Here is a 21225-nt window from a genome sequence, read left to right as displayed (position 1 = left end):
GCCTTTACACAATGTCCATTTGGTGGAAGCCATACTCGCCGGTCTTGCGGTCGGCAAAGTAGTGCTCCAGGGTTTCCTTGACAGTGCGAAACGCTATCTCGTCCCAGGGGATTTCATCTTCGGCAAACAGGCGCGCTTCTATCGTCTCGGTGCCGGGGTTGAACACATCGCTGAGCAGGCGGGCGCGGTAGAACAGGTGAACCTGCCCCACACGCGCCACGTTCAGCAAGGTGAACAAACCCTCCATCTCGATCTGCGCGCCGGCTTCTTCATCGGTCTCGCGCGCTGCGCCCTCGGCCGTGGTTTCGTCCAACTCCATGAAGCCGGCCGGCAGCGTCCACTTGCCCCAGCGCGGTTCGATATTGCGTTTGCACAGCAGCACTTTGTCGCCCCAGTGCGGCACGGTGCCGACCACGTTCAGCGGGTTCTCGTAGTGCACCGTGTTGCAGGCCGGGCAGACGGCGCGCGGCTTGGTATCACCGTCGTCGGGCAGGCGGTAGACGACGGCGGTGCCGCATTGTTTGCAATGTTTGATGGGGCTGCGCTGCATGGTCATAGATGCAAAAAATGCGTGTCAACCTTTGGCGATGACGGCACAGGCCACGCGTGGGCCAGAGTTGCCGGTGGGCTGGGTGGTGAAGTCATCCGCGTCGCGGTGGACGATCAGGCCCCGTCCAACGACATCGGCGGCACCTGAGCCCACGGCGATCGTCGTGGACGTGTAGCTGAAGCGTGCCACGCCATTGGCGTCGGCCTTCAGGCTGGCCAGGTCGCCAGCATGGTGGGCGCTGTGGTCGTGTGCGCCGTGGGCCTGCGCGGTGGGGTTGAAGTGTCCGCCGGTGCTCATGCCATCGCCGCTGGAGCAATCGCCTTTTTCGTGAATGTGGAAGCCGTGGACGCTGTTGGGCGCCAGGCCTCGGACTTCACCGGCGACCAGCACGGCGTCGCCCTGCTGGGTGAACGTGACGTTGCCGCTGACGGTGTTGCCAGTGGTGGGGGCCAGCGTGGCCTTGGCAGTGGGGGCAGTGGGCGCCGAGGCACATGCCGATACCAGAAGGCTTGCGAGCAGGGTGGTGGTGAATTTGGTCATTGCAAAATTCCTGTGGGTAAAAAAATGGGATGCTAGCGGGCCTTGACGGCAAGGCTTTGCGTGGAGCGGCCTATCAGTCCTTCACTATCGTACAGCGCCGATTCGGCCAGGCCGCAGCCGTTGCTGCCCAGCCAGGTGCGCGCGTCCAGGCACACCCACTCGCCGACCGGTGGGCGCAGCAGGTGGATGGTCAGGTCGGAGTTGACGAAGCTGTAGCGCTCATAGTCGAGCACGGCGCTGATGCCGTTGCCCGAATCGGCTGCCACTGCTACGCGCTGGTAGGGGCTGGGTGAGCGGCCGTCTTGCAGCGGGTGGCGCAGGCGGAACCAGATGGCGCACGGGCCGCCAAAGATACGGCCCTGGGCTTCGCGGGTCTCGACCAGATCGGAATAGCCAACGCGCCTGCCCGCAAACGGGAAGTGGGCCACTGGCGAATCCTCTGGCGGGCGGGGCGCCATCGGCAGCGGGTGGCCGGCTAGGTTGTCGGGCAATTCCATCGCATTTTCACGCTGGGCCAAGGCGGTGAACATGCCCACCTTTTTGCCGTCGGCCATCAACTGGGCTGAGAAATGCCCGGCATTGCGCCCCACGTACACCGGTGTCACCTGCACCTGCAACTCACCAATCGGCACAGGACGAATCAGGTTAGCGGTCAGGCGTGCGATGTGGGTCAGGCCGTGGGTCTGGGCTGCCGCCTCAAACGCGCCGCAGACCAGCGCAATCGGTGGGCCGGCATGCTGATGGTCGGGATGCCAGGGGCCGCGCGTTAACTCGGTGGACTGGTAGCGGCCCTCATTTGCCAACGCAGCATAGGCGAAAGCGGGCAGGGCGGTTGCTGTGGTCGACACCGGCACTACTCCATGCGCACAGTAATGCTCTGCAGGCCGTCAATGCCGCCGACCAGCGTGTCGCCGCGTACGACGGCACCCACGCCTTCGGGCGTACCGGTAAAAACCAAATCGCCTGGCTGTAACGTCCATGCGGCGGAGAGCTGTTCTATGGTTTCGCCAATGTTCCAGATCAGCTTGGCAATATTGCTGCGCTGGCGGTCCTGGCCGTTGACCTGCAGGTGGATGGCGGCGTTGCCAATATCGGGCACCTGGGCCGCAGGGGTGATGGGGCCAATGGGCGCGGAGTGGTCGAAGCCCTTGCCGATGCACCAGGGGCGGCCCTGCTTCTTCATGTCGTTTTGCAGATCGCGCCGTGTCATGTCCAGGCCAACCGCGTAGCCGTAGATGTGCTTGGCAGCATCGGCGGCCTTGATGTTGGCGCCGCCCAAGCCAATGGCCACCACCAACTCGATTTCGTGGTGCAGGTTGGCGGTCAGGCTGGGGTAAGGCATGGCAACCGTGTTACCGGGTGAGGCCAGCAGCACGGCGTCGGCCGGCTTCATGAAAAAGAACGGGGCCTCGCGCCCGCTGTGGCCCATCTCCTGCGCGTGCTCCACATAGTTGCGGCCCACGCAGTAGATGCGGTGCACGGGAAACTGGGCACTGTGGCCGACGACGGGAATGCTGACGGTAGCTGCTGGGGGAAAGACGTAGGACATGGCGTATGGCTGTCGTTGCAAGTGGTAACAATAAACAGATGGGGCTTGAATCAGGCGGACTGCGTGACCAGTTCAAAGTGCTCCACCGTGGGTGTGCTGGCGAAGAACGGGCCCACAATCGCGCGCCACTCGTTGAAGGCATCGGATTGGCGAAAGCCCACGGTGTGGTCCTCCAGCGTATCCCACGTGATTTGCAGCACATAGCGGTCGGCGCTTTCAATGCCGCGGTTGACTGAGAAGCTGCGCGCGCCCTTGGCCTTGCTGATGACGGTGGCCAGGCCGCGTTGGATGGCTTCTTCAAAAGCGGCATTCTGGCCAGGATGGATGCGGAAGTCGGCGATTTCGAGAATCATGGTGGGCCTTGGTGCAGAGTGGTGGGCGGGACACGGGGTTCAATGGTAACGGGCTTGGTTTATCCTTGTTTGCATGACACGTTCATCGCTTGAGGCTATTGATTGGCTGCAACCCGACTGGCCCGCACCGGCCAACGTGCGGGCCGTTTGCACCACGCGCAGCGGCGGGGTTTCGTTACCACCATATGGCAGCCTTAACCTGGGCAACCATGTGGGGGACGATGCCGCCGCAGTCGCGCACAACCGCGCAGCGTTGCAGCAGACGCTGGGTGTTAAGCCCATATTCCTGAATCAGATCCACGGCACCGACATGGTGGCTATAGACGGCGACACGCCAGACGGAGCTTCATTTGATGGCGTCTTCACCCGCGAACGCCGCGTAGCGTGCACCATCATGGTGGCGGACTGCCTGCCGGTGCTGCTGTGTGATGCAGGGGGCACGCAGGTGGCGGCCGTGCACGCAGGTTGGCGGGGCTTGGCAGGTGTCGACGGGATTGGAGTTCTGGAGAATATCTACAAGCGTTTTAGGCCTGTAGCCCTCGTGCAGCAAACACAAGCAGCTACGGAATTGATAGCGTGGCTGGGGCCTTGCATCGGTCCTACCGCCTTTGAAGTGGGCGCCGATGTGGTGGAAGCGTTTACCGGCATGGACCCGCAGGCGCAGCATTGCTTCACGCCGCAGCCCGACGGTAAATCGCTTGCAAACTTGCCGGCCCTGGCTCGGCGGCGTCTTGCGGCGCTGGGCGTGACCCAGGTATTTGGCAACGACGGCAGCGCAGCCTGGTGTACGGTCAGCAACCCGTCACGGTTCTTTTCCCACCGGCGGGACCGCGTCAGTGGCCGGCTGGCCGCCTGCATCTGGCTGGTCTGAGGTTTGCTGGTGCTGCTGCCGTTGCTGCTCCAGCTCTGCCGCTTCCTGTGCGCGGATCTTGCGCTTGCGACCGGGGGCGCCCATGAAATACAGGATCAGGCCGACCGGCATCAAACCGTAAAGAACAAAGGTCACAATGGCACCGAGGATGGTGCCGTTGGAATTGGTGGCTTCGGCCACCGCCATCATGACGGCGACATACAACCAGGCGATGGGAATGATGTACATAGGCTCACTGCGTATTTACCACATGTCCAGGAACGGAAGGGCGTATGCTGAGATACTACGATCTGCTGCTCAAGAACAAATGAAATGAAGGTGACAGTGTGACGCAAAACGCCCCCGAATTCTGGACCCAGGCCGCCCAGCAGTTTCAGCAGTCCATGACGGACAACTGGAGCAAGGCGGTGCAGTCCCTGCAGAGCATGGACTTGGGCGCAGTGGGGGCGGGCATGCCCACCGGCGCGCCCAGCAAAGCGCCCGAAATCCGCTTCGCACCCGACAAGCTGCAGGCGCTGCAAAAGCAGTACCTTGAGGATGTGATGGGCCTGTTCAGTCAGGGCATGGCCACACCGGCTACCGGGGGCGACAAGCGCTTCGCCGGCGAGGCCTGGGGCAGTAACCCCGTAGCATCCTTCACCGCCGCGGTCTACCTGCTCAATGCCCGCACCATGCTGGGCCTGGCCGACGCGGTGGAGGCCGACGCCAAAACCCGCAACCGCATCCGATTCGCCATCGAGCAGTGGATGGCCGCCGCAGCCCCCAGCAACTTTTTGGCCTTCAACGCCGAAGCGCAAAAGAAAGCCATAGAGACCAAGGGCGAGAGCATTGCCAAAGGCCTGCAGAACCTGATGCACGACCTGCAGCAAGGCCATGTGTCCATGACAGACGAGAGCCTGTTCGAAGTGGGCAAGAATGTTGCCACCACCGAAGGCGCCGTGGTGTTTGAGAACCCCTTCTTCCAGCTCATCGAATACAAGCCACTGACAGCCAAGGTGTACGAGAAGCCGTTCTTGATGGTGCCGCCCTGCATCAACAAGTACTACATCCTTGATCTGCAACCCGAGAACTCGCTGGTGCGTTACGCCGTGGCGCAAGGCCACCGCACCTTTGTCGTCAGCTGGCGCAATCCCGATGCTTCGATGGAGAAGTCGACCTGGGATGATTACATCGAGCAGGCCGTCATCACAGCCATTGCGGTGACACAAGAAATCACCGGCGCGCCCAGCATCAATGCGCTGGGCTTCTGCGTGGGCGGCACGATGCTGGGTACAGCGTTGGCCGTGTTGGCGGCGCGCGGTGCGGCTACCAAAGGGGCCTCCAAACCCTTGCCCGTGGCCAGCGCCACCTTCCTGACCAGCCTGCTGGACTTCACCGACACCGGCATTCTGGATGTGTTTATCGACAACGCCTTTGTCGAATACCGCGAGAAGGAAATGGGCCAAGGCGGCATGATGAAGGGCCAGGACCTGGCCAGCACCTTCAGCTTTTTGCGCCCCAATGACCTGGTCTGGAACTACGTGGTGGGCAACTACCTCAAGGGCGAAACGCCACCCCCGTTTGATTTGCTCTACTGGAACTCCGACAGCACCAATCTGCCCGGCCCGTATTACGCCTGGTATGTGCGCAACACCTACCTGGAAAACAACCTCATCAAGCCGGGCAAGTTGACCGTGTGCGGAGAGAAGGTCGATCTGAGCAAGGTGGACATCCCCGTCTACCTGTACGGTTCGCGTGAAGACCACATCGTGCCGATTGGTGGTGCCTACGCCTCCACCCAGGTGCTGCCGGGCAAGAAGCGTTTTGTGATGGGTGCATCCGGCCACATTGCCGGCGTCATCAACCCGCCGGCCAAAAACAAGCGCAGCCACTGGATTCGTGCTGATGGCAAATTGCCCAAAACGCAGACCGCGTGGCTGGAAGGCGCGGTAGAGCATCCCGGCAGCTGGTGGACGGACTGGTCCGCCTGGCTCAAGAGCCATGCGGGCAAGCAAATTGCAGCACCTAAAACATACGGAAAAGGCAAATACAAAGCCTTGCAAGCCGCGCCCGGCAGCTACGTCAAGGCCAAGGCCTGAATCTGTTCCCCGACCCCAATTAATTTTGACCACTGAAGGAAGATAAAAATGGAAGACATCGTCATCGTTTCAGCCGCCCGCACCGCCGTCGGCAAGTTTGGCGGCACGCTGGCCAAGACCCCCGCGCCCGAATTGGGTGCAGCCGTTATCAAGGCCCTGATGGCCCGCACCGGCCTGGGTGCAGACCAAATTGGTGAAGTCATCCTGGGCCAGGTGCTGACAGCAGGCTCAGGCCAGAACCCCGCCCGCCAGACCGTCATCAAAAGCGGCCTGGCCAAAGAAACACCCGGCCTGACCATCAACGCCGTCTGCGGCTCTGGCCTGAAGGCCGTGATGCTGGCGGCCCAGTCCATCGCGTATGGCGACAGCGACATCATCATCGCCGGTGGCCAGGAAAACATGAGCGCCGCGCCCCACGTGCTGCTGGGCAGCCGAGACGGCCAGCGCATGGGCGATTGGAAAATGACCGATTCCATGATCGTCGACGGCCTGTGGGACGTCTACAACCAGTACCACATGGGCATCACCGCCGAGAATGTGGCCAAGGCCTACAGCATCAGCCGCGAAGCGCAGGACGCGCTGGCACTGGCCAGCCAGCAAAAGGCGGCTGCCGCGCAAGACGCCGGCAAGTTTGTTGACGAGATTGTGCCGTTCAGCATTGCGCAGAAGAAGGGCGACCCCATCGTGTTCGCCGCCGATGAGTTCATCAACCGCAAATCCAACGCCGACGCGCTGGCCGGTCTGCGCCCTGCGTTCGACAAGACCGGTGGTGTGACCGCCGGCAATGCATCCGGCATCAACGACGGCGCCGCTGCCGTGATGGTGATGACTGCCAAGAAGGCGGCCGAACTGGGCCTGACGCCCATGGGTCGTATCGCCAGCTTTGCGACCAGCGGGCTGGACCCTGCGCTGATGGGTATGGGCCCGGTGTCGGCATCCAAGAAGGCCCTGGCGCGTGCTGGCTGGACGGCGCAAGAGCTGGACCTGCTGGAGATCAACGAAGCTTTTGCCGCACAGGCCTGCGCCGTCAACAACGAAATGGGCTGGGACACGTCCAAGGTCAACGTCAATGGCGGCGCCATTGCCATCGGCCACCCCATCGGCGCGTCTGGCTGCCGAATCCTGGTCACGCTGCTGCACGAGATGCAACGCCGCAACGCCAAGAAGGGAATCGCCAGCCTGTGCATCGGCGGCGGCATGGGCGTGGCTTTGACGATTGAACGATAGGTAAAATGGGCTGCTAGCCCGCGTGCAGCGCGCGTGAGCAGCTACGAATTTTGTAGCAAGTAAAACCAAAGAGGAGAGAGCATATGAGTAAAAAAGTAGCCTACGTGACGGGTGGTATGGGTGGTATCGGTACCGCCATCTGCCAGCGCTTGCACAAGGAAGGCTTCACGGTCATTGCAGGCTGTGGCCCTACCCGTGACCACGCCAAATGGATTGCCGAGCAAGCCGCGTTGGGTTTCACTTTCTACGCGTCGGTGGGCAACGTCGGTAACTGGGATTCCACCGTGGAAGCCTTCACCAAGGCCAAGGCCGAGCATGGAAGCATTGATGTGCTGATCAACAACGCTGGCATCACCAAGGACCGCATGTTCTTGAAGATGACGCGCGAGGACTGGGACGCCGTCATCGAGACCAACCTCAACAGCATGTTCAATGTCACCAAGCAGGTGGTGGGCGACATGGTGGAAAAGGGCTGGGGCCGCATCATCAACATCTCGTCGGTCAATGGCGTCAAGGGCCAGGCCGGGCAGACCAACTATTCGGCTGCCAAGGCTGGCATGCACGGCTTCTCGATGGCGCTGGCTCAGGAGTTGGCAACCAAGGGCGTAACGGTCAACACCGTGAGCCCGGGCTACATCGGCACCGACATGGTCAAGGCCATTCGCCAGGAGGTGTTGGACAAGATCATTGCCACCGTACCCGTCAAACGCCTGGGTGAGCCGGGTGAGATTGCCTCCATCATTGCGTGGCTGGCGTCCGATGAGGGCGGATATGCAACAGGTGCCGAATTCTCTGTGAACGGCGGCCTGCACATGGGTTGAGTCTTTTGCGGCCAGATGCCGCATGGTCGAACCACGAAGAACCCGCTTTGGCGGGTTTTTTTACGCTGGGCGTGTAACTGCCATATTTATGGGATGGCCGAGCGCAATAACACGCGTAGTATCCATTCGAAACTGCCAAATGCTTGGGTTATGCTTGTGCGAAACCGACCAAGGTAGCCGCTCTAGAACATATGTGCGGGGGAGCTTGGGTGGTGTGAATCGATGAAGGACGGCCCATGAAAAGCAAGGACGACGGTGTCGAATTACTGGATAGCGAGTCTCTGCGCATCGGCATGTTTGTGGAACTGGATGTGGGGTGGCTCGCACACCCGTTCCCCGTGGGCAGTTTTAAACTCGCGTCTGCCAAACAAATAGAAACCATCCGCGGGTTGGGCCTTGACCACGTACGCGTCAATTGGACTAAAAGCGACCCCGAACCCGTTGCAACTGTGGCCAAACCCGTTGGTGATGGCCATGCCGCAGAACGTGCCAGCGCCTTGCAACGCGACAGCCTGCACCGGCATCAGCGCGCAGAGCAACTATCCGCCCAGCAGCGCAGCTTGCTGGCCTGTGAGAAACGGTTCGGCGATGCGGTGCGGCAATACCGGAGAATACTGGAAACCATTCCTACGCAACCCTCTGCCGCTGCCAAGCATTGCCATCAGCTGGTCGACAGTTTCCTAGGGGAAATGCTGGGTGAGGGCGATTCGGCGATACGCCTTCTGTCTGAAGCGGCTGGCGAAAAATCATCCATGCACCCGGTCAACGTCACCGTGGTGTCGCTGCTGTTGGGCAAGGCCATGGGGCTTACCCACCCGGATTTGTTGGACCTGGGTGTGGCTGCGTTTCTGCACGACGTGGGTAAGGCCCAGCTCCCTGACCGCGTACGATGGCTGGAAGATAATTTCTCTACCGCCGAGTACAAGCTCTACCAGGAGCACGTGGCCCAGAGCGTGCAGGTAGGCAAGTCCATGGAACTGCCCCGCGGGGCACTGTTGGCCATTGCGCAGCACCATGAGCTGACCGATGGCAGCGGTTTTCCGACCCACGCCCGGGGCGAGTCGATGACGGTGGGCGCACGCATCCTGGCACTGGTGAACCGGTACGACAACCTGTGCAACCCCAGCCGGCCAGCCGCAGCGATGACGCCACACGAATCCCTGTCGTTGATATTTGCGCAACTCAAAGCCCGCTTTGACACTGCTGCGCTGAGTGCCTTCATCCGCATGATGGGCGTGTACCCACCGGGCTCGGTGGTGCAGCTGATTGATGATCGCTACGGCATGGTGGTCTCCGTCAACTCGAGCCGCCCGCTGAAGCCGCGCATCATCGTGTACGAGGCTGGTGTGGACAAGCACGAGGCGCTGATTCTGGATCTGGAGCGCGCGCCCCATATTGGCATTCGCCGTAGCCTCAAACCTGGCGGTCTGCCGGCGGCTGCCATGGATTTTTTATCACCACGCCAACGGGTGAGTTACTTCTTTGAGCGCGCGGTGGACTCACAAATGGGTGCGCTGGCATGACCCCCGGCGTGTGCGGTTCGCTGCTTGATGCCTTGATCGAGGCAGTCTGCCTGGTAGACCCCAAAACGCTACGCATCAGCCTGGTCAACCAAGCCATGGCCAGCATGGTGGGTTTGCCGGTAGAGGAGTTTGTTGGTAAGCCCATCGTGGAGTTGACCAGTTCCCCTGAGGATTTGTATTTCTGGGAGGACGTGGCGGCCGGTCTGTCGGACCAGATCTTGTCAGAATCTTTTCTGCGCGGCGCCGACGGCATTGCGATACCGGTTGAACGCAGGGTGAGCCGCGTCTGGCTGGAGCCGCGCGAGCCGTTTTACCTGGTAGGCCTGCGGGACCTGCGCGACCAGCGCCTGGCCGAGGAGCAGTTGGAAAACCGCATGTCCGAGTTGCGGGCTACGCTGGAGTCCACCGGCGATGGCATCCTGGTCATTGATCGGGCAGGCAAGGTGCGCCACTACAACCGCCGGTTTGTCGAGTTGTGGAATGTTCCACCCGATACGCTGGAAAAGGACCATGACGCGGCCCTCCTGTCTCATATGCGCGGGTGCGTCAAGGACGAGTACGCCTACCTGGAACGCCTGGACATGATTGCAAGCGACCCGCATATGGATTGCACCGACGTGTTGTTGTTGCGCTCCGGGCGCATGCTGGAGCGGGTGACGCTGCCCCAGACCAGTCGCAGCCGCGTCGTGGGCCGGGTGTATTCTTTTCGCGATCTGACCGAGCGGCTGGATGCCCAAAAACGTATCGAAGCCCTGGCCTATACCGACGTGCTGACCGGCTTGCCGAACCGCTTGCTCTTGGGCCAGCGGGTGGCCGTAGCACTGCGTACCGCGCAGCGCAATGGGTCTACTTTTGCCCTGTTGTTCGTCGACCTTGACCGGTTCAAGAACATCAATGATTCGCTGGGCCACGCATTCGGCGACCGGGTACTGATAGAAGCTGCAGCGCGTATTTTGCAGACGCTGCGCGAGGTGGACACGCTGTGCCGTGTGGGCGGCGATGAGTTTGTCGCGTTTTTGCAAGAGGCCGACGCCTTGGGCGCGGAAATCGTCGCCCGCCGTATTTTGGAAAGGCTGGCCCAGCCCTTTGTGCTGGACACGGTCAACTTCTCGCTGGGTTGCAGCATCGGTGTGGCAATGTACCCGGCCGATGGCCGCACGCTGGACACGCTGATCCAGTGCGCCGACACCGCCATGTTCCGGGTCAAGGAGCGTGGGCGCGGCAATTTCCGGTTCTACCAGCCGCAGATGAATGTGGACCTGCTGTCGCGCGTCAAGATGGACCACGCGATGCGGTTGGCCATGGAGCAGGGCCTGTTCCGCCTGCATTACCAGCCGCAGATTGCGTTACTGGACGGGCGGTTGCTGGGCGTGGAGGCGCTGATACGTTGGAGTGATGCGGAACTGGGCAATGTGTCGCCGGGTACGTTCATCCCGCTGGCCGAAGAGTCCGGCTTCATCATCAACATAGGAAACTGGGTTTTGGCCGAAGCGGTGCGACAGGCCATGGCATGGCAAGTAGCGGGGCGCCCGGTCATCGTTTCGGTCAACGTCTCGGCCTTGCAATTCCAGCAGGGTGACTTTGTCGAACGCGTTGCCAGCGCCATCCGCGATGCGGGGCTGGACTCCAGTTTGCTGGAGCTGGAGTTGACCGAGTCCATCCTGATCAAGGACATCCACGAAACGCTGTCACGCCTGGAAGCGCTGGCGGCGCTGGGCGTCAGCCTGGCCATTGACGACTTCGGTACCGGTTATTCCAGCCTGGCGTACCTGAAGAAATTTCCGATATCCAAGCTGAAGATTGACCGCGCTTTCGTGATGGGTCTGCCCGACGACGAAGGCGACCGCGCCATTGTCGGCGCCACCATCGCGATGGCCCGTGCGTTGAAGATGTCTGTAGTGGCCGAGGGTGTGGAAACCGATGCCCAACGCGACTTTTTGCATGGTCTGCAGTGCGAGGCCTTCCAGGGCTTTTTGTGCGCACCGGGTTTGCCGGCCGGAGATTTTGAAGAGCTGTACGAAACTCTGCCGATGGGGCTCCCGGCCAGCTAAATAGCGGATAGGTTTGCGCCGCCGGGCCGCCCCAAGGCAAACGCGCCCCCTTTGGGGGGCAGCGATCCGCTCAGCGGCGCAGCGTGGGGGCTATCATCCGTGCAGCCCTTTCCAGAGCATGTAGCCGGCCAGGCCGTACAGAATCACGGCAAACACCTTCTTCAGCTTGGCCACCGGCAGCCGGTGCGCAACCTTGGCCCCCAGCGGCGCGGTGAAAACGCTGCAGCTGGCAATCACAGCCAAGGCCGGCAGCCACACATAACCCAATGAATGGGGAGGCAGGTCGGGCAAGGACGCACCGCTGACCACATAGCCCACGGTATTGGCCAGCGCAATCGGAAAGCCCAAGGCCGCGCTGGTGGCGACCGCATTGATGATGGAAATATTGTGGGCCACCATAAAGGGCACGCTGATGAATCCACCGCCCGCGCCTACCAATCCGGACACGAAACCGACGACGCCGCCCGCCCCCAGCTGACCGGCCGTGCCCGGCATTTGCCGGCTGGGTTTGGGTTTCTTGTCCAGAAACATCTGCGTGGCCGAGAAGCCGACAAACACCGCGAAAAAGATCGCCAGGTAAGTGCCCTTGAGCAGCGCAAACACGCCAGCACCTGCAATCGCACCACCGATCAGGATGCCGGGTGCCAGGCCTTTGACAATATCCCAGTGCACCGCGCCGCGCTTGTGATGGGCCCGCACGCTGGAGATGGATGTGAACATGATGGTGGCCATCGACGTGGCAATCGCCATCTTGACCGCAAGGTCGGCCGGCACGCCCAGCGCCGACAGGATGATGGTCATGAAGGGCCCGATCAGCATGCCCCCGCCAATGCCCAAAAGGCCGGCCAGAAAGCCGGTGGCCAGGCCCAGCGTGGCCAGTTCAACGATCAGAAGGGGGGAGAGCATGTAACAAGAATAAGGTGTCTGCAAATGCCACCGGACCGGCATCCTGAACCTGGGTTCAGGTGGGCTAGGTCAGCGCAGGCTTTGGGTTCATCTGACGCGAGATGATCACGCTAGCGAGGCAATATTCCAGGCCCGGGCTCAAAGAGCATTGGTTACAGGAAATATAAAGCCCGGCGAGCACTGCAGACGAAGCCATTGTAGGCTTTTCAGCGCGGCTTATAACAATCTGCCGTCTTCGTTAAGGGCTTCGTCCAGCCGCTCCAGCAAGGAGATTAGCAGGACGTCTGAATCAGGGTTGTGTTCGGTGGGGCGGGGTGCATCACCACTGGCGGGTGCTGGTACTGCAGCGTCGCTATCCGACCCGCCAGCGCTGGCGGCCGACGGGGCGCGTTCGGGCACGTCAAAGGCCAGGTTCAGCGCGGCCAGCACCGCAATGCGGTCACGGGCGCGGACCTTGCCGGCATCGCGAATCTTGCACATGGCGGTGTCCACGCGTTCCACGGCTTCGAGCAACCGGGCATCGCCACCTTCCGGGCAACCCAACAAGTAGGTCTGCCCCATGATTTGAACTTCAAGCTGTTTCATGATGGATCTTTTTGCACCGCATTCGACGACGTATCCGGCAGTCTGTCCAGCAAGGCGTCGACCCGGGCGCGCGCCGCGTTCAGGCGAGACTTCAGCGTGTCCCGCTCATGCGTCAGCGCCTCTACCTGGCTGGTGAGCAGCACGTTGGTGCGTTGCAATTCAGCATAGCGCACCAGCAGGCGCTCAACGCGCTCAGCTATTTGGTCGATGTGGTTCTGGTTCGCCATAGAGAGCCCATTGTAGGGTTTCGCTCGGCAAACTGACGTAAAATTCCTGTGTTGGTTCTCGCGGCGTGGTTCACACGCTGCAGTTCAACGGGAAGCAGGAGGGTACGCTGGTCACAGCAAGCTTAACCTGCGCTGCCCCCGCAACGGTAAGTGGACGAGTCGCCCCGCGATTCCGCTCCCATCACAGCCACTGGGCGTTTGAACACGCGCCTGGGAAGGCGATGGGAGTTGCTCCACCAGCCCGGATACCGGCCAACGCGGTGGTTGCACGCCTGCGTGCAACCGTGATGCCCATGCGCTGTCGGGGAAGACGGTGAGGGCTCCTTGTCGATGGTTTTCATTATTACTATGAAAAATAGCACTTCTTGTGCGCGCCTTGCCACGCTATCGTTGGCGCTGGCCGCTGCATTTCCTGCGTACGCCCAACTTCAACTTCCACAAGCTGTTGTCACCGCTAGCCGTGTTCCTACCCCGATCACCGATGTGATTGGCGATGTCTCGGTGATTGACCGCGCTACGCTGGAGCTGGCAGGCCAATCGTCATTGCGCGACCTGCTGTCCCAATTACCCGGCGTACAGATTGCGATCAATGGCAGCTACCGTTCCTCCACCAGCGTTTTTCTGCGGGGCGCCAGTTCCTCACAGACTTTGGTGTTGGTAGATGGCATCCGTGTAGGCTCGGCCACACTGGGCACAGCCTCGTACGAGAATTTGCCGCTGTCGCGCATTGAACGTGTCGAAATTTTGCGTGGCGCTGCGTCCGCGTTGTACGGCCCCGACGCCGTGGGCGGAGTGATCCAGATATTTACCCGCGACACAGGCGAAGGCCTGCAGATGGACGCCAATATCGGCGGTGGTACAGATGGTCAGCAGCAGATGGGCGCATCGGTGCGCGGCAGCAGCGGCGCCATTGGCTACAGCCTGGGCGTATCGCGTGAGAAAGCCGCTGGCATCACCGTGATTTCCAACCCCACCGCCAGCAGCTACAACCCCGATGAGGACGGCTTTACCTCCACCAGCATTGACGCCAAATTAGCCGCCAAGCTCAACAAGGAGCACGGGCTGACGCTGAGCCTGCTGCACAGCGACACGGACCTGCAATTCGACGGTACGCCGTTTCCCAATCCTCTGGGCTTGACCAAGCTCACGTCAGATCCCCATTCCAAACTGGCCATCGACAACGCCACGTTGAAGTGGGATGCCCAGTGGCTGGCGCAATGGCATTCCACACTGGTGGTGGGCACCAGTGAAGACAAATCCGCGGGTGACTACTTTCGCATTGGCGACGGCGCGTACGGGGGTAGCTCCAAGTTCAATACCAGCCGCCGCCAAGTGACTTGGCAAAATGACATTACGCTAGACAAGGATGTGCTGTCGTTGATGGTGGAGAACCGCAACGAAACCGTAGACAGCTCTACCGCCTACACCGTCACCAGCCGCGATATCCGCAGCGCACTGGTTTCGTACGCACTCAACCGCCCCACGTGGAATGCGTTGGCTGTTGCACGCAATGACGAGAATTCACAATTCGGGAGCTTCAACAACTGGGCCTTGTCCGGTGGATACCGGTTGACGGACGCCTTACGCGCCGTCGCCAGCGTGGGCACCAGCTTCCAGGCCCCGTCCTTCAACCAGTTGTACTTCCCCAACTTCGGTAACACCACCTTGGTGCCGCAGCGTAACCGTGCCACCGAGCTGGGTCTGAAATACCAGTCCGGTAATTTGTCGATGGGTGCCGTGGCGTATAACAACGACGTACAAGGCTTTATCGTGCCGACGACCAATGCCCAGAGTTCGCTGGCCGTGCTGCGCGGCGTTACGCTAAGCGCGGCCGCACAGTCTGGCGACACCAGCTACTCTGTGTCTTACGACTACGCGGACCCCCGCTCGTATTCCACCAACACGGCGTCCAACGATCTGCGCCTGGTGCGCGTGGCTCGCAACGTGTTCAACGCCCGCGTCAACCAGCGCATGGGAGCGCTCAGCGTATTCGTCGAGGTCAAGGTATCAGGCGACCGCGAAGACAATAACTTGGCTTTCAATGGCCGAGATGTACTGCCGGGCTACACGCTGTTAAACGTAGGCGCTAACTGGCAGGTTCAAAAGAACGTGTCCGTATTGGGACGTATCAATAACGTCACGGATGCGCAGTACATGCTGGCCAACACCTATTCGACCCCTGGTCGCAATGTGTTCGTGTCAGTCAATTGGGAGCTGTAAAGCCCATGTCGCACGCTGCCTGTGCGGCCATCCTGGTTGCCGCCCCGGCCTCTGGTCAGGGTAAAACCACCGTCACCAGCGCTCTGGCGCGTTTGCATACGCGTCAGGGCAAACAAGTACGCGTGTTCAAGTGCGGGCCGGATTTTCTGGACCCCTATTGGCACAACCTGGCTAGCGGCGCGCCGGTCTACCAGTTAGACCTGTGGATGACCGGCGAGGCCGATTGCCGCGCGCGTCTGCATGCTGCTGCGCAAGCAGCGGACCTGATCATTGTTGAGGGCGTCATGGGCCTGTTTGACGGTGATCCCAGTGCGGCGGATCTGGCGCAGCGCTTTGGTATCCCCGTACTGGCGGTCGTGGATGCGTCCGCGATGGCGGGCACGTTTGGCGCGCTAGCATTTGGCCTGCAACATTACCGTGTCGACATGCCCTGGGCGGGTGTGCTGGCCAACCGCGTGGCCAGTGCGCGCCATGCCGACATGTTGCAAAACAGTTTGCAAGACCCTGCTGCGTGGATGGGCGCGTTGATGCGCAATGCGGATATGGTGTTGCCCGAGCGGCACTTGGGGTTGACGATTGCTAGTGAGGTGCCAGATGCTTTGGCGCGGCTGGACGCAGCAGCAGATGCTTTGGCCGACACGCCATTGGGGCGGATGACTTTGGATGACTTGCAGCGGTGGTCTGTGGATTTTGCGGATTCGGAAGTTGCTGCGACTATTGCCCCGGGAGTGCCGGTGGCAGAGCGTTCTGCTCCGTGTCCCCCGCCCGCTGTGCGGGCTCCTCCTTTACCTGCGCAGAACGCCCTGCCACCGGCACTCCCTCTGTTGAGCGGCAAAGTGATTGCCATTGCGCGGGACGCGGCGTTCTGTTTTATCTATACCGCCAACCTGGAGTGCCTTAGCGTATTGGGCGCGGAGCTTGTTTTCTTCTCTCCGTTGGCGGACAAGGCGCTTCCCGCTTGCGATGCTGTCTGGATTCCTGGCGGCTACCCCGAATTGCACGCGCACACCATTGCCTCAAACACTTCGCTGCGCGACAGCCTGGCCCAGCACGTCGCCGCTGGAAAGCCCCTGTGGGCCGAGTGCGGCGGCATGATGGCGCTGTTTGACACCCTGGTTACGGTAGATGGTCTGCGCCACACGCAATGGGGTTTGCTGCCGGGTGAGGTGACGATGCATAAGCGCCTGGCCGGCCTGGGGCCGCAGCAACTGGCGATGGCCGGGGGCACCTTGCGTGGTCACACCTTTCATTATTCGACCACCGACACGCCTTTGCAGGCGGTTGCGCGCACGTCACGCCCAAACAGTGCGCCGCAGGCCGAAAGCGGTGAAGCGCTGTGGCAGCAGGGCGCATTACGCGCCAGCTACTTCCACGCGTGGTTCCCGTCGTGTCTGGCGGCCGTGGTAGAACTGTTTTCACCATGACGCTTAATTTTTTACACGGCCCGCAGCGCATCGTCTGCTTGACCGAGGAGACCACTGAATGGCTGTACCTGCTCGGGCAGGAGGCGCGCATCGTCGGCATCTCGGGTTATACCGTGCGCCCCAAACGGGCGCGGGAAGAAAAACCCAAGGTCAGCGCTTTTCTAAGCGCCAAGATTGACAAGATCATGGACCTGCGGCCCGACTGCGTGCTGGGCTTTTCTGACTTGCAGGCCGACATTGCCGCCGAACTGGTGCGCAAGGGTGTGCAGGTCACCATCTTCAACCAGCGCAGCGTGGCCGAGATTTTTTCCATGCTGTTCCAGGTCGCCGCTATGGTGGGCGAGGCGGAGCAGGGCTTGCAGCGCATTGCCGCCATGCAAGCTGACCTGCACGCCATGCAGGCCGTAGTGGCCGCGCGGGTGGCGGCTGGCGCGCGGCGGCCGAAGGTGTTTTTTGAAGAGTGGGACACGCCGCACATCAGCGCCATACGTTGGGTGTCTGAGCTGATGGCAATTGCCGGTGGTGATGATTGCTTTGCCGAACTGTCGCTGGAGTCATTGGGCAAGAACCGCATCATTGCCGACGGCGCGGAGATTGTCCGGCGCAACCCGGACATCATTTTCGGCTCGTGGTGCGGCAAGAAGTTTCGGCCTGAGAACGTGATGGCGCGCGAGGGCTGGGGCGGGGTGAATGCCGTGCGCGACCAGAAGCTGTTTGAAATCAAATCACCCGAGATCCTGCAGCCTGGCCCTGCGGCGCTGACGGACGGAGTCACCAAGATGCACAAGATCATCTTGCAATGGATGGATTCCCATATGAATAGCGCGGAGCCTTTGGTATGACCACGCTCACCATCGCCAAAAGCGAACTCATACTCGGCGGCCAGAAGAGCGGCAAGTCGCGCCGCGCCGAGATGCTGGCGCGCACCTGGCTGGACCAGTCTGACGCGCACCGCGCCGTGCTGATCGCCACGGCCCAGCCATGGGACGATGAGATGCGCCAGCGCATTGCGCGCCACCAGGCAGACCGCGCGTTGCGTGTGCCGGGCATGGCCACGGTGGAAGAGCCATTGGCGCTGGCTGAAGCGATTGCGCAGCACAGTGATCCGCAGACGCTGGTGGTCGTGGACTGCCTGACGCTGTGGCTGACTAATTTGCTGATGCCAGCAGAAACCGAAGCTACAGTCGAAACGCTTAAGCCCAATCAGGCTGTAGCCCTCGTGCAGCGTGCGCAAGCCGCTTCTCTTTTGATAGCAGTCCAGGACTGTCTCGGCCCTGTGGTGCTGGTGGGCAACGAGATTGGGCTTGGCGTGATTCCGCTGGGCCGGGAAGTGCGCACCTTTGTGGACGCGCTGGGCCATCTGAACCAGGATGTGGCCGATGTGTGCCAGCGCGTGACGCTGATGGCAGCCGGGTTGCCCCTGTATTTGAAAGCTTCGCCATGACAACGACGCGTTTTTCCATTCAAAAGCTGCTGGCCTGGATGGTCTTGTTGACCAGCGCAGCGGCGTACGCCGTCCAAGTCGTGGACGACCGTGGCGTCACCGTCACGCTGCCGAGCGCGCCGCAGCGCATCGTCAGCATCCTGCCGTCGCTGACCGAAACTGTGTGCGAGCTGGGCCATTGCGCCCGACTGGTGGGGGTGGACCGCTACTCCAACTACCCCGCCAGCGTGCAGACGCTGCCCCAGGTCGGCGGCGGTATTGATCCCAACGTGGAAGCCATCGTCGCGCTGCGGCCTGACGTGGTGCTGATGGCCAAGTCCTCGCGCGTTGGTGAGCGGCTGGAGTCGCTGGGCATCAAGGTGGTCGCGCTGGAACCCAAAACACATGCCGATGTTGAGCGTGTAATGCTGAAGATCGGTCAACTGCTCGAGGTGGCGGACGCGCAGCGCGTTTGGCGAGCGATTGATGCCGGGGTGTCGGCTGCTGCGCAGTCGGTTCCCGCCAATGTGCGCGGCGCCAAGGTCTACTTTGAGGTCAGCCAAGGGCCGTACGCGGCGGGGGAGTTGTCCTTCATTGGCGAGACGCTGGCACGGCTCGGGGCCAAAAATATTGTGCCCGCAAAGTTGGGGCCGTTCCCCAAGCTCAACCCCGAATACATTGTGCGGGCCAATCCAGACCTGATCATGATTGGGCGCAGCAGTGCCGAGGGCCTGCAGCAGCGCCCGGGCTGGCAGAGCATCCGCGCGCTGCGAGAGCAACGTTTGTGCATCTTTCCGTCCGAAGAGGCTAATGCGCTGGTGCGTCCCGGGCCGCGTATGGCCGAGGGCGCACGCTTGATGGCGGCTTGCCTGCAGGACAAGGCACCCAAGGCGACGGCGAAAGACAAGCCCACGCCATGATGCAGGCGCGCGTTCGCTGGATGCTGTGGTTTGCCATTGCCAGCGCGCTGGCTCTGACGGCGTTGGGCATCTGCGTTGGCAGCGTGGGTTTCGAGAATCTGCTGCAGCCCCTGCTAAACCCTGAGCTGGACCCCGATCGCACCTCCATGGCCAAACAAATCGTCTGGGAGATACGCCTGCCGCGCACAGTAGGAGCCTGGGCTGCTGGTGCACTGCTGGGGCTAGCCGGTGCGGTGGCGCAGGGACTGTTCCGCAACCCGTTGGCGGACCCGTATTTGCTGGGCAGCGCTTCAGGGGCGTCGTTGGGCGTGGCGCTTGCGCTGGCTGCCATGGGTGGCGCCGCGGGCATGCTAGGCGGTAGCGGCAACATGATGAACAGCGGCACGGTGATAGGCGTGTTCTCCAGCAGCGTGTTGGTGCGTGTGGGTCTGACGGGTGCTGCCTTTGCGGGCGCGGTGCTGGCGATTGTGTTGACACTGCTGCTGTCTCGCGGCGTGAGCCACACGCTGCGCCTGCTGCTGGCGGGTGTCGTGGTCGGTGCCGTGCTGGGCGCGGTGACACATTTGGTGCTGTTGCTGTCGCCCGATTCGCTGCAGGCCATGTGGGCGTTCATGTTGGGCTCAACTGCTTTTGTGGGATGGGTGTCGTGCGGGCTGATGGCCATAGCCTGGGTGATAAGTGTGGTCGTTGCCTGGCTGCTGGCCCGCGTGCTGGACGGCATGAGCCTGGGAGACGCTACGGCTCAGAGCCTGGGCTTGGCCGTTGTGCGTATGCGCGCCGCGCTGGTGGGCGTGCTGGCGCTGGCTACCGGAACTGCAGTGGCGCAGACGGGCTTGATCGCCTTTGTGGGGTTGGCTGCGCCCCACCTGGTGCGTTCGGTGGTGAAGACCACACATGGCCAGCTGATTCTGTTGGCCAGCCTGGTTGGCGGCGTACTGCTGATGGCCGCAGACACGCTGGCGCGCTGGCTGATCGCACCGCAAGAGCTGCCGGTTGGCGTGCTCACTGCAGTGCTCGGTGGCGGCTACCTGTTGTGGCTGATGAACCGGGGCCCGACCAAGGTGGGGAGCGCACTTTGACGACCCACCGCACGTCCGGCTCCGTAGCGCTGAGAGCCGACGCCGTCTATGCCTCCATGGGCAGCGGACCGAGCAAGACAGCTGTATTGCACGGCCTGTCGTTGGAGATCGCAGCCGGGCAGTGGACCAGCATCGTTGGTCCCAATGGTGCCGGCAAGTCCACGCTGCTGAAGACACTGGCCGGTGTATTGCCGCATACCGGGACCGTGTCGCTGTGGGGTAAACCGTTGACTGCTATTCCGCTACGCGAACGCGCCCGGCAGATGGCATGGCTGGGACAAAACGAAACCTCGGCCGACGATTTGACCGTGTGGGACGTGGCCATGCTGGGCCGCCTGCCGCACCAGGCCTGGCTGGCACCGGCCAGCGCGGCAGACGAAGCCGCAGTCGAGCAATCTTTGCGTGCCACACAGGCCTGGGACTGGCGTTTCCGTGCGCTGGGTCAGTTGTCAGGCGGCGAACGCCAGCGTGTTCTGCTGGCCCGTGCGCTGGCCGTGCAGGCCCAGGTGTTGCTGATGGACGAGCCGCTTGCCAACCTGGACCCTCCCCACCAAGCGGACTGGCTGGTGGTCGTGCAGGCGCTGGTGGCCAAGGGCACCACGGTGGTCAGCGTGCTGCATGAGATCAGCATGGCCTTGCACGCAGACCAAGTGGTGGTGATGGCGCAGGGGCGAATCACCCACCAAGGTCCTACGGGCGACAGCGCCAGCCATGCTGCACTCATCGACGTGTTTGACCGCCGCATCACCATCCATTTCATCCAGGGCCAGTGGGTGGCGTTGCCGCGCACTGACCGCCATGTTGACAGTGAATGAAGCTGCGGTCATCGACTCTTCACCCCGATCACTTATGTTCAATACGCGTTTTTACTCAAGGAG

The 21225-nt window shown here is 61.7% G+C and carries 22 protein-coding genes and 1 riboswitch; of the genes, 13 read left to right on the top strand and 9 right to left on the bottom strand.

The window, feature by feature from the left end; all coding sequences use genetic code 11:
- Nucleotides 1–4: 4 nt before the first annotated feature.
- The 5 genes from AC097P_RS21245 to AC097P_RS21225 are packed head-to-tail and all read right to left on the bottom strand — an operon-like array spanning nucleotide 5 to nucleotide 2992.
- Nucleotides 5–550 carry an NUDIX hydrolase gene (locus tag AC097P_RS21245; RefSeq protein WP_479612518.1) on the bottom strand — a complete coding sequence of 182 codons (546 nt, stop codon included), beginning with the start codon at nucleotides 548–550 and terminating at the stop codon, nucleotides 5–7.
- A gap of 24 nt (nucleotides 551–574) precedes the next feature.
- Complete coding sequence (locus AC097P_RS21240) at nucleotides 575–1090, bottom strand: superoxide dismutase family protein (RefSeq protein ID WP_479612435.1); 516 nt, start codon at nucleotides 1088–1090, stop codon at nucleotides 575–577.
- A 32-nt stretch (nucleotides 1091–1122) separates the two neighbouring features.
- The gene (locus AC097P_RS21235; protein ID WP_479612434.1) at nucleotides 1123–1938 is read right to left on the bottom strand and encodes a thioesterase family protein; all 816 of its coding nucleotides are present in this window, start codon (nucleotides 1936–1938) and stop codon (nucleotides 1123–1125) included.
- A 5-nt stretch (nucleotides 1939–1943) separates the two neighbouring features.
- Nucleotides 1944–2639, bottom strand: coding sequence for a fumarylacetoacetate hydrolase family protein (locus AC097P_RS21230; RefSeq protein WP_479612433.1), 696 nt, complete (start codon nucleotides 2637–2639; stop codon nucleotides 1944–1946).
- Nucleotides 2640–2689: 50 nt separating this feature from the next.
- Nucleotides 2690–2992, bottom strand: a complete 303-nt coding sequence (locus tag AC097P_RS21225) for an antibiotic biosynthesis monooxygenase family protein (protein WP_479612432.1) — start codon at nucleotides 2990–2992, stop codon at nucleotides 2690–2692.
- Between the two features lie 73 nt (nucleotides 2993–3065).
- On the opposite strand from AC097P_RS21225, the gene pgeF reads away from it, so the two are divergent.
- Nucleotides 3066–3863, top strand: a complete 798-nt coding sequence (gene pgeF, locus AC097P_RS21220) for a peptidoglycan editing factor PgeF (protein ID WP_479612431.1) — start codon at nucleotides 3066–3068, stop codon at nucleotides 3861–3863.
- On the opposite strand, the gene AC097P_RS21215 is transcribed toward pgeF, so the two are convergent.
- Nucleotides 3795–4091: a hypothetical protein gene (locus tag AC097P_RS21215; protein WP_479612430.1), complete on the bottom strand. Its 297-nt coding sequence runs from the start codon at nucleotides 4089–4091 to the stop codon at nucleotides 3795–3797. The genes pgeF and AC097P_RS21215 overlap by 69 nt on opposite strands.
- A 155-nt stretch (nucleotides 4092–4246) precedes the next feature.
- Between AC097P_RS21215 and AC097P_RS21210 the strand changes: the two genes are divergently transcribed.
- From AC097P_RS21210 to AC097P_RS21190, 5 genes are all read left to right on the top strand, one after another.
- Nucleotides 4247–5941: a PHA/PHB synthase family protein gene (locus tag AC097P_RS21210; RefSeq protein WP_479612517.1), complete on the top strand. Its 1695-nt coding sequence runs from the start codon at nucleotides 4247–4249 to the stop codon at nucleotides 5939–5941.
- Nucleotides 5942–5989: 48 nt separating this feature from the next.
- Nucleotides 5990–7168, top strand: coding sequence for an acetyl-CoA C-acetyltransferase (locus tag AC097P_RS21205; RefSeq protein WP_479612429.1), 1179 nt, complete (start codon nucleotides 5990–5992; stop codon nucleotides 7166–7168).
- Between the two features lie 83 nt (nucleotides 7169–7251).
- Nucleotides 7252–7989, top strand: a complete 738-nt coding sequence (gene phbB / locus AC097P_RS21200) for an acetoacetyl-CoA reductase (RefSeq protein ID WP_394783213.1) — start codon at nucleotides 7252–7254, stop codon at nucleotides 7987–7989.
- A 236-nt stretch (nucleotides 7990–8225) separates the two neighbouring features.
- The gene (locus tag AC097P_RS21195; RefSeq protein WP_479612428.1) at nucleotides 8226–9512 is read left to right on the top strand and encodes an HD-GYP domain-containing protein; all 1287 of its coding nucleotides are present in this window, start codon (nucleotides 8226–8228) and stop codon (nucleotides 9510–9512) included.
- On the top strand, nucleotides 9509–11563 hold the full coding sequence (locus AC097P_RS21190) for a putative bifunctional diguanylate cyclase/phosphodiesterase (RefSeq protein ID WP_479612427.1): 2055 nt from the start codon (nucleotides 9509–9511) through the stop codon (nucleotides 11561–11563). The genes AC097P_RS21195 and AC097P_RS21190 overlap by 4 nt, the downstream gene beginning before the upstream one ends.
- A gap of 93 nt (nucleotides 11564–11656) precedes the next feature.
- On the opposite strand, the gene AC097P_RS21185 is transcribed toward AC097P_RS21190, so the two are convergent.
- From AC097P_RS21185 to AC097P_RS21175, 3 genes are all read right to left on the bottom strand, one after another.
- Nucleotides 11657–12469: a sulfite exporter TauE/SafE family protein gene (locus tag AC097P_RS21185; RefSeq protein WP_479612426.1), complete on the bottom strand. Its 813-nt coding sequence runs from the start codon at nucleotides 12467–12469 to the stop codon at nucleotides 11657–11659.
- Between the two features lie 216 nt (nucleotides 12470–12685).
- Nucleotides 12686–13054, bottom strand: a complete 369-nt coding sequence (locus AC097P_RS21180) for a cell division protein ZapA (protein ID WP_479612425.1) — start codon at nucleotides 13052–13054, stop codon at nucleotides 12686–12688.
- Nucleotides 13051–13281, bottom strand: a complete 231-nt coding sequence (locus tag AC097P_RS21175) for a DUF904 domain-containing protein (protein ID WP_479612424.1) — start codon at nucleotides 13279–13281, stop codon at nucleotides 13051–13053. The genes AC097P_RS21180 and AC097P_RS21175 overlap by 4 nt, the downstream gene beginning before the upstream one ends.
- Before the next feature lie 35 nt (nucleotides 13282–13316).
- Nucleotides 13317–13552: riboswitch (cobalamin riboswitch) on the top strand.
- Between the two features lie 77 nt (nucleotides 13553–13629).
- Between AC097P_RS21175 and AC097P_RS21170 the strand changes: the two genes are divergently transcribed.
- Genes AC097P_RS21170 through AC097P_RS21140 form a run of 7 tightly spaced genes read left to right on the top strand, consistent with a single transcriptional unit; the run spans nucleotide 13630 to nucleotide 21162 of the window.
- Nucleotides 13630–15501, top strand: coding sequence for a TonB-dependent receptor plug domain-containing protein (locus AC097P_RS21170; RefSeq protein WP_479612423.1), 1872 nt, complete (start codon nucleotides 13630–13632; stop codon nucleotides 15499–15501).
- Between the two features lie 5 nt (nucleotides 15502–15506).
- The gene (locus tag AC097P_RS21165; RefSeq protein WP_479612422.1) at nucleotides 15507–16925 is read left to right on the top strand and encodes a cobyrinate a,c-diamide synthase; all 1419 of its coding nucleotides are present in this window, start codon (nucleotides 15507–15509) and stop codon (nucleotides 16923–16925) included.
- Complete coding sequence (locus AC097P_RS21160) at nucleotides 16922–17767, top strand: ABC transporter substrate-binding protein (RefSeq protein WP_479612421.1); 846 nt, start codon at nucleotides 16922–16924, stop codon at nucleotides 17765–17767. The genes AC097P_RS21165 and AC097P_RS21160 overlap by 4 nt, the downstream gene beginning before the upstream one ends.
- On the top strand, nucleotides 17764–18369 hold the full coding sequence (locus tag AC097P_RS21155; protein WP_479612420.1) for a bifunctional adenosylcobinamide kinase/adenosylcobinamide-phosphate guanylyltransferase: 606 nt from the start codon (nucleotides 17764–17766) through the stop codon (nucleotides 18367–18369). Before AC097P_RS21160 ends, AC097P_RS21155 begins: the two co-directional genes overlap by 4 nt.
- Nucleotides 18366–19268 carry an ABC transporter substrate-binding protein gene (locus AC097P_RS21150; RefSeq protein WP_479612419.1) on the top strand — a complete coding sequence of 301 codons (903 nt, stop codon included), beginning with the start codon at nucleotides 18366–18368 and terminating at the stop codon, nucleotides 19266–19268. Before AC097P_RS21155 ends, AC097P_RS21150 begins: the two co-directional genes overlap by 4 nt.
- On the top strand, nucleotides 19265–20347 hold the full coding sequence (locus AC097P_RS21145) for a FecCD family ABC transporter permease (protein WP_479612418.1): 1083 nt from the start codon (nucleotides 19265–19267) through the stop codon (nucleotides 20345–20347). The genes AC097P_RS21150 and AC097P_RS21145 overlap by 4 nt, the downstream gene beginning before the upstream one ends.
- 56 nt (nucleotides 20348–20403) lie before the next feature.
- The gene (locus AC097P_RS21140) at nucleotides 20404–21162 is read left to right on the top strand and encodes an ABC transporter ATP-binding protein (RefSeq protein ID WP_479612516.1); all 759 of its coding nucleotides are present in this window, start codon (nucleotides 20404–20406) and stop codon (nucleotides 21160–21162) included.
- The last annotated feature ends 63 nt before the right edge of the window (nucleotides 21163–21225 follow it).

Source organism: Rhodoferax sp. ZS1R8, from assembly GCF_056521325.1.
This window is presented reverse-complemented; position numbering and strand designations above follow the sequence as displayed.

What these genes read in the sequence shown, in the direction of transcription:
- AC097P_RS21245 (WP_479612518.1), bottom strand. Translation starts at nt 550, where the DNA reads ATGCAGCGCAGCCCCATCAAACATTGCAAACAATGCGGCACCGCCGTC.
- AC097P_RS21240 (WP_479612435.1), bottom strand. Translation starts at nt 1,090, where the DNA reads ATGACCAAATTCACCACCACCCTGCTCGCAAGCCTTCTGGTATCGGCA.
- AC097P_RS21230 (WP_479612433.1), bottom strand. Translation starts at nt 2,639, where the DNA reads ATGTCCTACGTCTTTCCCCCAGCAGCTACCGTCAGCATTCCCGTCGTC.
- AC097P_RS21225 (WP_479612432.1), bottom strand. Translation starts at nt 2,992, where the DNA reads ATGATTCTCGAAATCGCCGACTTCCGCATCCATCCTGGCCAGAATGCC.
- pgeF (WP_479612431.1), top strand. Translation starts at nt 3,066, where the DNA reads ATGACACGTTCATCGCTTGAGGCTATTGATTGGCTGCAACCCGACTGG.
- AC097P_RS21215 (WP_479612430.1), bottom strand. Translation starts at nt 4,091, where the DNA reads ATGTACATCATTCCCATCGCCTGGTTGTATGTCGCCGTCATGATGGCG.
- AC097P_RS21210 (WP_479612517.1), top strand. Translation starts at nt 4,247, where the DNA reads ATGACGGACAACTGGAGCAAGGCGGTGCAGTCCCTGCAGAGCATGGAC.
- AC097P_RS21205 (WP_479612429.1), top strand. Translation starts at nt 5,990, where the DNA reads ATGGAAGACATCGTCATCGTTTCAGCCGCCCGCACCGCCGTCGGCAAG.
- phbB (WP_394783213.1), top strand. Translation starts at nt 7,252, where the DNA reads ATGAGTAAAAAAGTAGCCTACGTGACGGGTGGTATGGGTGGTATCGGT.
- AC097P_RS21195 (WP_479612428.1), top strand. Translation starts at nt 8,226, where the DNA reads ATGAAAAGCAAGGACGACGGTGTCGAATTACTGGATAGCGAGTCTCTG.
- AC097P_RS21190 (WP_479612427.1), top strand. Translation starts at nt 9,509, where the DNA reads ATGACCCCCGGCGTGTGCGGTTCGCTGCTTGATGCCTTGATCGAGGCA.
- AC097P_RS21185 (WP_479612426.1), bottom strand. Translation starts at nt 12,469, where the DNA reads ATGCTCTCCCCCCTTCTGATCGTTGAACTGGCCACGCTGGGCCTGGCC.
- AC097P_RS21180 (WP_479612425.1), bottom strand. Translation starts at nt 13,054, where the DNA reads ATGAAACAGCTTGAAGTTCAAATCATGGGGCAGACCTACTTGTTGGGT.
- AC097P_RS21175 (WP_479612424.1), bottom strand. Translation starts at nt 13,281, where the DNA reads ATGGCGAACCAGAACCACATCGACCAAATAGCTGAGCGCGTTGAGCGC.
- AC097P_RS21170 (WP_479612423.1), top strand. Translation starts at nt 13,630, where the DNA reads ATGAAAAATAGCACTTCTTGTGCGCGCCTTGCCACGCTATCGTTGGCG.
- AC097P_RS21165 (WP_479612422.1), top strand. Translation starts at nt 15,507, where the DNA reads ATGTCGCACGCTGCCTGTGCGGCCATCCTGGTTGCCGCCCCGGCCTCT.
- AC097P_RS21160 (WP_479612421.1), top strand. Translation starts at nt 16,922, where the DNA reads ATGACGCTTAATTTTTTACACGGCCCGCAGCGCATCGTCTGCTTGACC.
- AC097P_RS21155 (WP_479612420.1), top strand. Translation starts at nt 17,764, where the DNA reads ATGACCACGCTCACCATCGCCAAAAGCGAACTCATACTCGGCGGCCAG.
- AC097P_RS21150 (WP_479612419.1), top strand. Translation starts at nt 18,366, where the DNA reads ATGACAACGACGCGTTTTTCCATTCAAAAGCTGCTGGCCTGGATGGTC.
- AC097P_RS21145 (WP_479612418.1), top strand. Translation starts at nt 19,265, where the DNA reads ATGATGCAGGCGCGCGTTCGCTGGATGCTGTGGTTTGCCATTGCCAGC.
- AC097P_RS21140 (WP_479612516.1), top strand. Translation starts at nt 20,404, where the DNA reads ATGGGCAGCGGACCGAGCAAGACAGCTGTATTGCACGGCCTGTCGTTG.